The organism is Ruegeria sp. BHSA163, from assembly GCF_059613365.1.
Genome location: NZ_JBXWSJ010000094.1, coordinates 1 through 9,269, shown reverse-complemented (window position 1 = coordinate 9,269; position 9,269 = coordinate 1). Strand labels below are relative to the sequence as shown.

Below are 9,269 nucleotides of genomic sequence, written 5' to 3'. Positions count from 1 at the left end.
CGAAAGTGCGAATTAGCTATTCAGCTAAATCTCAGCCAAAGGACCTGCGTACAATGTTTTCTGCCATTCAGCATCAGGGCGGCAACCGGCCCGATGGCGACACATCGCGTTCTTCAGTTATCGCGATCAAACGAGCAGATAACAGGTGAGCCTGCTAGCGACCGATCAAACGCAAAACGCTCCGCAGTACTATCTTTGGGGCGTTCTTTCGTTGTTGATCAAATGTCTTGGCCAGGCGGCTCAAGCGGCCCACCGGGTGCCATGAGATGGCGCTCCGACAGCCACGGATTTAGTTCCAGCGCCGATGACAAAGCGTCTCGCGCTTCATCAATCCGTTGAAGCCCCAAAAGCGTCAGCGCCCGTCCGCTGATCGCCGCAACGTGATTGGGAGAAAGCTCTATCGCCCTATCCAAATCGACAAGCGCAGCTTGAAAGTTTTGCCGTAGGTAATTCGCAAAAGCACGCTGGTTGTAACCCTCGGCATAGGACGGGCAATAAGCGATAAGCTTGTCAAAGTCTTCGATCGCTCCCAACAAGTCCCAAGCATTTCTTCGAGTCATTCCACGATCCAACACGGCTTGAGCACTTTCGTCCGGCGCATCAGTCCAAAACTCCCAAAGCTGTTGGGACAATTCCCGCGCTGCAAGTTCATTTTCAGCTTTCCGGATCTCATCGATTATCCGATCAACACCAGCAGTGTGATCCGGGGCTGGCGGACACTCTTCAGAGCTTGCGGCAACTGTAGTTGCAAACATCAATGCTAAGGCTGTGACAGTTCTTTTCATGACTGTATGGTGATGCAGCTGAAGACTTCGTCAACCCTTACTTTCCAAACCACCCGATACCCCAGTCTCTTTAACGGCCTCCATCGCAACAAAAGTTGACGTGCTTGCAACATGCGGCAGAGAAGATATTTTTTCGGCCAGCACCGCCCTGTATTCAGACATAGAGCCGGTTCGAACCTTAAGCAGATAGTCGAAATTTGACGCGATCATGTGAGCTTGCTCGATCTCAGGAATTCTGCGAACGGCGTCGTTGAAGTTACTCAAAGCTTTCTCTCTGGTGTCTGTCAGACGCACCTCGACAAAGGCGACATGATCTAGACCCAATCGGATTGGGTCTAAGATCGCTCGGTAGCCTTTAATTACGCCTTCGGCTTCAAGCCGCTTCAATCGTGCTTGAGTAGGCGATTTGGAAAGACCAATGCGACGGGCGAGGTCTGCCACAGAAATCCGACCATCTTCCGCCAGAATCGCCAACATTGAACGATCAAAGCGATCCAGCTCAAAAAAGTCGTATCGCATCGCAAATCCTTAAAATTTTGGTCCATTGACCTTTGTTACAACCAAAGTTGTTCGATTGTCCTGAAAAATTGCCGCTATACTGCACAAAAGACCGGAGGTTACATGTCTCATTCCTTGCGCACCCTCATCGACGCTCAGACCTATGCCGACCATGACGCTGTATTGGAGAAATTGATCGCGCAGGCTGAACTCGGCACAGACCAAAGAAAGGCAATCTGCGCGGCAGCCGCGCAATTGGTTCGCGACATACGGTCCAGTACATCGCCTGGGATGATGGAGGTCTTCTTGGCTGAATACGGCCTGTCCACCGACGAAGGCGTGGCACTTATGTGTCTGGCCGAGGCATTGTTGCGCGTTCCCGACGCCGACACGATCGACGCACTGATCGAAGATAAGATTGCGCCGTCGGATTGGGGCAAACATTTGGGGCAATCCTCGTCCTCTCTGGTCAATGCTTCCACTTGGGCATTAATGCTGACTGGACGCGTATTGGACGAAGGGCAATCTTCTCCGGTTAGCGCGCTACGTGGCGCCATAAAGCGGCTTGGCGAGCCAGTGATCCGCACCGCCGTTGGACGTGCCATGAAAGAGATGGGACGGCAGTTCGTCCTGGGTGAAACCATCCAATCCGCCATGTCCCGAGCGCGTGGGATGGAAAGCAAAGGTTACACTTATTCATACGATATGTTGGGCGAAGCCGCGCGTACCGAGGCGGATGCCGCGCGTTACCACCTGTCCTATTCTCGAGCCATCGCTGCGATTGCAGAGGCGTGTACGCACGATGATATTCGCGCCAACCCTGGAATTTCGGTTAAACTTTCAGCTTTGCACCCTCGGTATGAACTGGCGCAGGAACAGCGCGTCATGGACGAGCTGGTTCCGCGCTTGCGTGCGCTGGCACTGCTAGCCAAGGCTGCCGGAATGGGGCTGAACGTGGATGCTGAAGAAGCAGACCGCCTTTCCCTTTCTCTACAGGTGATCGAAGCGCTGATGGCTGAACCAGCGCTGTCGGGATGGGATGGGTTCGGTATAGTTGTTCAAGCCTACGGCCCACGTGCAGGGCTGGTTTTGGACACGTTGTATCAGATGGCCGAGCGGCACGACCGCAAGCTGATGGTCCGACTAGTGAAAGGGGCCTATTGGGACACCGAGATCAAGCGGGCCCAAATCGAAGGCGTCGATGGATTCCCTGTCTTTACAAAAAAAGCGGTGACAGACGTTTCATACATCGCAAATGCCCGTAAATTGTTGAATATGACCGATCGGATTTATCCGCAGTTCGCCACCCACAATGCCCATACCGTCAGCGCGATCCTTCACATGGCCGATGACCAGCCATTTGAGTTTCAGCGGCTGCACGGGATGGGTGAAACCCTGCATCAGATCGTTAAAGATCAAAAGAAAACCCGTTGCCGCATCTATGCCCCTGTAGGCGCTCATCGCGACCTGTTGGCTTACCTCGTCCGGCGATTACTGGAAAACGGCGCAAACTCATCCTTCGTGAACCAGATCGTAGATGAGGAGGTTCAGCCAGAAGAGGTTGCCGCCGATCCGTTCGAAGCAATTCGAGAACCGCAACGCCATTTGCCAAAAGGTCCAGAGCTGTTTGAACCCGAACGCGCCAATTCACGCGGCTTCGACCTGCATCATACGCCGACACTGGACATGATCGACGCGGCGCGAGACGCCTATCGTAACCACCAATGGTCGTCTGGCCCGCTTTTGTCGGGTGAGTCACAACCCGAAGCCGCACAGATCGTGAGTAATCCGTCTAATCCGCAAGACAAGCCCGGTTCAGTCAAAACGACTAGTCATGAAGACATCGAACAGGCGCTTGCCTGTGCAAATCCATGGCGAGTCCCCGCGCCTGAACGTTCCCGCATTTTGAACAAGGCGGCCGAACTTTACGAGGCGCATTTTGGTGAGCTGTTTGCGCTGCTCGCACGCGAGGCTGGAAAGTCTGTTCCCGATGCAGTTGCTGAGCTGCGCGAGGCGGTCGATTTCCTACGATATTACGCTGCAAACATCCCAGATCGTGAACCGGCAGGTGTTTTCGCCTGTATCAGCCCTTGGAATTTTCCTCTGGCTATCTTCACCGGTCAAATTTCGGCGGCACTTGCGACCGGAAACGCGGTTCTTGCCAAACCCGCACCACAGACTCCGCTCATTGCCCATCGAGCAATACAACTGCTGCTTGAGGCTGGCGTGCCGAGCGATGCACTGCAACTATTACCAGGCGGGCCCGAGGTGGGGTCAGCATTGACGTCAGATGCGCGCGTGTCCGGTGTGGCGTTCACCGGATCGACTACAACCGCACAAAGAATTCGGCAGTCGATGGCCGATAACTTGCGCCCGGGCACGCCTCTGATCGCCGAAACAGGCGGCCTGAACGCAATGATCGTCGACAGCACAGCCCTGCCGGAACAGGTCGTCCAGTCAATAATTGAAAGCGCATTTCAGTCTGCTGGACAAAGATGTTCTGCGCTTCGCTGCCTTTATCTTCAGGAAGAAATCGCCGACGACGTTCTGACAATGCTGATCGGCGCAATGGACGCATTACAACTTGGAGACCCTTGGTTGCTTTCCACGGATTGCGGTCCAGTCATCGATGAACTTGCGCTGCAATCAATCGCGGACCATGTATCCAGCGCTCGCGCGGAAGGGCGAGTTTTAAAAGAATTGGACACTCCAACCGAAGGAAATTTTATCGCCCCGACGCTTATCGAAATTCCGGGTATTGCCGCCTTGGAACGCGAGGTTTTTGGTCCTGTACTGCATGTCGCTCGTTACAGGTCACAAGATATCGACAAAGTAATAACGGATATTAATGCAACCGGTTATGGCCTAACCTTTGGGCTGCACACACGCATAGATGACCGCGTACAACATGTGACCGAATCAATTCACGCCGGAAACATTTACGTGAACCGAAATCAAATCGGCGCCATTGTCGGCTCGCAACCATTTGGCGGTGAGGGCTTATCTGGAACCGGGCCTAAGGCGGGCGGCCCGAACTATATGAAACGTTTCTGCGCCCCAGACAGGCAATCCGTTGCGGAGTCATGGCCCGGTGCAATGTCTGAAATTCCCGCGCCGACTGGACAAGCCGCAGAACCCAAGACACATACTTTGCCCGGCCCAACTGGGGAGTCCAACAGGCTTACAGAATTTCCACGCGCGCCACTGTTATGCCTAGGACCTGGAAAAAGCACCGTCCAAGAACAAGCAGATGCTGTTCAGGCGTCAGGGGGTGTTACGATTCAAACGACAGGTGAATTGGATCTGCATCGGTTGGAACACCTAGATAATTTTTCTGGCGTTTTATGGTGGGGTGACGAAGAAACAGCGCGTGAGATAGAACGTCACCTTGCACGGAGAATTGGTCCTATCTTGCCTTTGATCCCCGGAAAACCCGATCGAACTCGTGTTTTGGCAGAGCGTCAGGTCTGCGTCGATACCACTGCAGCGGGGGGCAACGCAGCATTATTGGGGGGTGCGAATTAAGCATGACTTGACGTAGGGCTTTGAAAAGCACAGCGTCCCGTCATGTTTCCTATACGCGACCATAACCCCTCAGGCCGTACGCCTTATGTCGTTTACTCTCTTATGGCTGCAAATGTTCTGATCTTCCTCAGCTATGTGGGGATTATGAACGACATTCAACTGATTAACCGTCTTTACTATGACTACGCAATCATACCAGCCCGCGTTTCGGACGGTGTCGCGCTTGAAACGCTGATAACATCAATGTTCTTGCATGGCGGCTGGATGCACCTGGCTGGAAACATGCTGTTTCTTTGGATATTTGGCGACAACATGGAAGACGAAATGGGGCACCTACCCTTTTTGTTGTTCTACTTGATGGCAGGGGTATGTGCTGGACTGATTCATGTGATTACCGCACCCCAGTCGGTTGTTCCTACTATTGGCGCATCCGGAGCAATTGCCGCCGTGATGGGGGGGTATCTATTGCTCTTTCCAAAGGCCCGAGTGGATATTTTGCTGATCCTGATTGTTTATTTCAGAATCTTTACAATACCAGCCTTTGTCATGTTGGGGGTTTGGCTTGGCATGCAATTTTTTGGAAGCCTGGCCAGCGACCCGGACCGTGGCGGCGTGGCTTATTGGGCCCATACGGGCGGATTTATTGTTGGGCTGATACTTTGCATTCCGCTTTGGCTGAAACGCGGTGGAACTGCATTCTGGAGCAGAACCCACGGCCATCCTCCACATCCAGAGCACAAATACAAACTCACGGAATCGCGCATCCCCCGCGTACCGCGCAGGTAGTTCAGTTTCTGGTTGGGGGTCTTATTTAACCCCTTATCACTTTGGTGAAACTGTCAAAGATAGGCTCATTAGCGCAGATCACATCGCCATCTTCCAAGATGCTGCCTTCGGGGTTCAAAGCCTGAATAAGGCCACCGGCCTCTTTTACAATAATGATACCCGCGGCCAGATCCCAAGTATTGAGACGACGTTCCCAAAAACCCTCGTACCGGCCGGCAGCTACATATGCCATATCCAGCGCCGCAGCACCCCATCGGCGAACCCCAGCGCACACGGGCATCAAACGTGCCAAGTCTTGCAGCGTTTCCGGCAAGTCGGATCGCCCGCCGTACGGAAGCCCAGTCGAGAAAACGGATTCGATCATGCGATGGCGGCCAGATACGCGGATGCGCATATCATTCATCCAAGCGCCTTCACCCTTTTCTGCAAAGAACATCTCGTCCTTGGCGGCGTCATAGATTACGCCAGAAACAATTTTGCCTTTGTGTTCCAACGCAATTGATATCGCCCAGTGTGGCAAACCGTGCAAAAAATTAGTCGTACCATCCAAAGGATCGACTATCCACCGACGGGTCGGGTCCTCTCCGTCAATCGCTCCGCCCTCTTCGGCCAGCCAACCATAGGTCGGACGTGCACCAAGAAGTTCTTCTTTAAGGATCGCTTCAGCGGCGATATCTGCCTTGGACACGAAGTCGCCTGCGCCCTTCATGGAAACTTGCAGGTGCTCGACTTCACGGAAATCCTTGACCAGAGAGCGCCCAGCCTTTCGCGCGGCTTTGATCATGATGTTGAGATTTGCACTGCCAACCATTGTTCCAAGGCTCCTGTCCGGTCAAACCGCGCGTATACTGGGGCAATGCGTCCTTGCCAAGAGGTATGATATGCATACCTGCCCCGCGTTTTTCACCTATTCTGCTTGCAACTTGCGGGCCTCGGTTCGAGCCAGCTTTACCAGCTCTTGCACAAAAGGCTTTTCCAGATCCTCGCTTCGCACGGCAGCATACAGCCGTCGCGTTATCCCGTCTTTTGTGAGCGGGCGCGTCACATAGTCCGAGTTGTATTTAACTTCGCGCACCACCCAGTCCGGTAAGACGGAGATACCGCGGTTGGAAGCCACCAAAAGCAGGATCACGGCCGTAAGTTCAACTTGTCGGATCGCAGACGGTTCCACACGCGCCGGGATCAGTAGTTGGCTGAACACATCCAGTCGGGTGCGTTCGACTGGATAAGTAATTAAGGTCTGCCCTCTGAAATCATCAGCTTCGATATATTTTTTTTGCGCGAGCGGGTGGGTGGAAGCGGCCACGAAAACTGCATTGTAATCAAAGAGTTCTACAAACTCGATTCCCGGCAAATCCTCAGGGTCAGAGGACACCACCAGATCAACTTCTTCTTTCTGCAGCGCAGGTAATGCGTCGAAGGCCAGACCCGGACGAATATCTACATCGACATCAGGCCAAGTTTTTCGGAAACTCTCCAGCACTGGGAACAGCCATTCAAAACAAGCATGACATTCGATGGCAATATGCATGCGCCCCGTTCGACCATCCCGCAAAGAAGAAAACTCGTCCTGCATCGCTTCGACTTGTGGAAGTATCTGTTCAGCAAGACGCAGTAGACGCAAACCGGCGGCAGACAACTTCATGGGTTTCGACCGGCGCAGGAAAAGCTCGACGCCCGCCTGATCTTCCAAACCTTTGATCTGATGACTTAACGCAGACTGCGTAATGTTCAGTTGATCCGCTGCACGCGCCAAGCCTCCGCATTCGTGGATCGCTTTGATGGTACGAAGATGCCGGAATTCAATGTGCATCCCAAACAGGCCTCATGTTGTTGTTGAATAATATGAGTTTGTTTCACCATTAAACCCGTGGCACAAAGAATGCAATGAAACCCCCAAGAGGCCACCATGACCAAGCCTGAGATTTCTTTTGAGTTCTTTCCCCCCAAAACTTTGGAAGCCTCGTTCCGGCTGTGGGATACCGTTCAAACGCTTGCCCCGTTGGAGCCTCGTTTCGTTTCCGTCACTTACGGCGCCGGGGGGACAACTCGGGAATTAACGCGGGATGCTGTGGCAACCCTTCACAAGTCGTCGGGCTTGCCTGTTGCCGCGCACCTTACTTGCGTGGACGCAACCCGGTCAGAAACACTTGCAATCGCAAATGGATTTGCCAAGGCAGGTGTGCGTGACATCGTAGCTTTGCGCGGTGATCCACCAAAGGGACAAAATAGTTTCGTTCCCCACCCTGATGGTTTCGAAAACTCTGTAGAGCTTATCTCAGCGCTGGCAGAAACCAATCGCTTCAATATCCGAGTAGGCGCATATCCGGATATTCATCCAGAAGCTCAAAATGCTCGCACCGATGTTGATTGGCTGAAAGCTAAGCTGGACGCCGGAGCAGATGAAGCACTGACGCAGTTTTTCTTTGAGGCCGAAACCTTTTTCCGTTTTCGCGACGCATGCGCAAAGGCGGGAATCGACAAACCCATCGTTCCGGGAATTCTTCCGATTGAAAACTGGAAAGGCGCACGTAATTTTGCGCTGCGCTGCGGGACGCGCATTCCAGCCTGGGTGGAACATGCTTTTGAAAAGGCGATTCGAGATGATCGCGAAAATTTACTTGCCACAGCACTATGTACAGAGCTGTGTTCTGATCTGATCGACGGTGGCGTCGACAAATTACATTTCTACACACTCAACCGACCGGAACTGACGCGGGATGTCTGCTTTGCGTTGGGCATTACTCCGCGAGCGGAACTGCAAAACGTTGCGTAATCGCGTTTCGGTTGGCCATCGAAGCGCCCATGGAGACATTGGCGCGAGTTTCTAGATGCGATCAGTTCGATTGGGCACTCCGGACCCCACGTGAACCGGCAACAGTTAGTCAATAAAGTTGGGTATTGTCCCCATTTTTGAGACTTATGCGCGAAAAACTGGATGATCTGAAGACAATCACGCACGCCCAACGGTTACTGTAACCGAAACTCCGGCCAATAAACGCGCAAATTTGACAAAAAAACTAACCCGAGCACACTAGCCATAGTTCAAGTTTTAACGAGTTTTCCAGGTTATGGAACCAGTCGACAACATCAAGGCGCGGGTCGCAGCCCTTCAAGCACTTGGCCTATCACATGGCGCAAATGCCAGCGATATTCGCGACGCCTGGCGTGACATAGCCTTTCATTCTCATCCGGATCACACGGGTGGTGACTATTCTGGATTCTCGAAGGCGAAAACCGCATACGATTTCCTTCGCAAAGAGGGTCTGACAGCGAATAAGCCCGACAAGTCAAGTTTGCCCCGGCGACCACAGTTGAAAAAAAGACTGATCGATTTGGATGCCAACGAAATTGAGCACTGTCGGAGCATGCTGCGTCCGAACCAAGTTCTTTCTCATGCCGGGAACAAACAGCGTGCGGCAGAAGATAGCGACGCCCAGGGATTGGCCTCGAGCCATGTCCCAGAGGCAATAGGATGTTTCGGACGTGAGCTTACATATTTCGTTGCGACACCTGTTTGCGAGGGCTCAAATCGAGTTGTTTTGCCGACTTCGGTTTTGGCCAGTTGTCGTAAGGGCGAACCTGAAATTTTGACATTCCAGTCAAAAAGCACAGGGGCCGGAGAAGTTGTCGTTCCCGACGCTATTCGCGAGCGGAAGTTCCCTGGCGCCAAAA

The 9,269-nt window shown here is 53.0% G+C and carries 8 protein-coding genes; 4 read left to right on the top strand and 4 right to left on the bottom strand.

What is annotated here, in order from left to right:
- Window positions 1-218: 218 nt before the first annotated feature.
- Together AC2FNV_RS22675 and AC2FNV_RS22670 are read right to left on the bottom strand one after the other, a co-directional pair.
- Complete coding sequence (locus AC2FNV_RS22675; RefSeq protein ID WP_170607181.1) at window positions 219-785, bottom strand: tetratricopeptide repeat protein; 567 nt, start codon at window positions 783-785, stop codon at window positions 219-221.
- Between the two features lie 30 nt (window positions 786-815).
- The gene (locus tag AC2FNV_RS22670; protein ID WP_170478579.1) at window positions 816-1,304 is read right to left on the bottom strand and encodes an Lrp/AsnC family transcriptional regulator; all 489 of its coding nucleotides are present in this window, start codon (window positions 1,302-1,304) and stop codon (window positions 816-818) included.
- A gap of 102 nt (window positions 1,305-1,406) precedes the next feature.
- Between AC2FNV_RS22670 and putA the strand changes: the two genes are divergently transcribed.
- Together putA and AC2FNV_RS22660 are read left to right on the top strand one after the other, a co-directional pair.
- Window positions 1,407-4,808, top strand: coding sequence for a bifunctional proline dehydrogenase/L-glutamate gamma-semialdehyde dehydrogenase PutA (gene putA, locus AC2FNV_RS22665; protein ID WP_170607183.1), 3,402 nt, complete (start codon window positions 1,407-1,409; stop codon window positions 4,806-4,808).
- Window positions 4,809-4,850: 42 nt separating this feature from the next.
- Window positions 4,851-5,594, top strand: a complete 744-nt coding sequence (locus tag AC2FNV_RS22660) for a rhomboid family intramembrane serine protease (protein ID WP_170478575.1) — start codon at window positions 4,851-4,853, stop codon at window positions 5,592-5,594.
- Window positions 5,595-5,619: 25 nt separating this feature from the next.
- Here the strand turns inward: AC2FNV_RS22660 and AC2FNV_RS22655 are convergent, their stop codons facing one another.
- The gene (locus AC2FNV_RS22655; RefSeq protein ID WP_170607185.1) at window positions 5,620-6,405 is read right to left on the bottom strand and encodes an inositol monophosphatase family protein; all 786 of its coding nucleotides are present in this window, start codon (window positions 6,403-6,405) and stop codon (window positions 5,620-5,622) included.
- Window positions 6,406-6,501: 96 nt separating this feature from the next.
- Window positions 6,502-7,407, bottom strand: a complete 906-nt coding sequence (locus AC2FNV_RS22650; RefSeq protein WP_170478569.1) for a LysR family transcriptional regulator — start codon at window positions 7,405-7,407, stop codon at window positions 6,502-6,504.
- Between the two features lie 96 nt (window positions 7,408-7,503).
- Here AC2FNV_RS22650 and metF point away from each other — a divergent pair, with 96 nt between their 5' ends.
- Entirely contained in the window at window positions 7,504-8,370 is an 867-nt protein-coding gene (gene metF, locus AC2FNV_RS22645) for a methylenetetrahydrofolate reductase [NAD(P)H] (RefSeq protein WP_170607187.1), read from the top strand.
- A gap of 295 nt (window positions 8,371-8,665) precedes the next feature.
- Window positions 8,666-9,269, top strand: a 604-nt coding sequence (locus AC2FNV_RS22640) for a J domain-containing protein (protein WP_496774598.1), incomplete at its 3' end; no start/stop codon positions are given.

Coding starts and splice junctions, on each gene's coding strand:
- AC2FNV_RS22675 (WP_170607181.1), bottom strand. CDS start 785: ATGAAAAGAACTGTCACAGCCTTAGCATTGATGTTTGCAACTACAGTT.
- AC2FNV_RS22670 (WP_170478579.1), bottom strand. CDS start 1,304: ATGCGATACGACTTTTTTGAGCTGGATCGCTTTGATCGTTCAATGTTG.
- putA (WP_170607183.1), top strand. CDS start 1,407: ATGTCTCATTCCTTGCGCACCCTCATCGACGCTCAGACCTATGCCGAC.
- AC2FNV_RS22660 (WP_170478575.1), top strand. CDS start 4,851: ATGTTTCCTATACGCGACCATAACCCCTCAGGCCGTACGCCTTATGTC.
- AC2FNV_RS22655 (WP_170607185.1), bottom strand. CDS start 6,405: ATGGTTGGCAGTGCAAATCTCAACATCATGATCAAAGCCGCGCGAAAG.
- AC2FNV_RS22650 (WP_170478569.1), bottom strand. CDS start 7,407: ATGCACATTGAATTCCGGCATCTTCGTACCATCAAAGCGATCCACGAA.
- metF (WP_170607187.1), top strand. CDS start 7,504: ATGACCAAGCCTGAGATTTCTTTTGAGTTCTTTCCCCCCAAAACTTTG.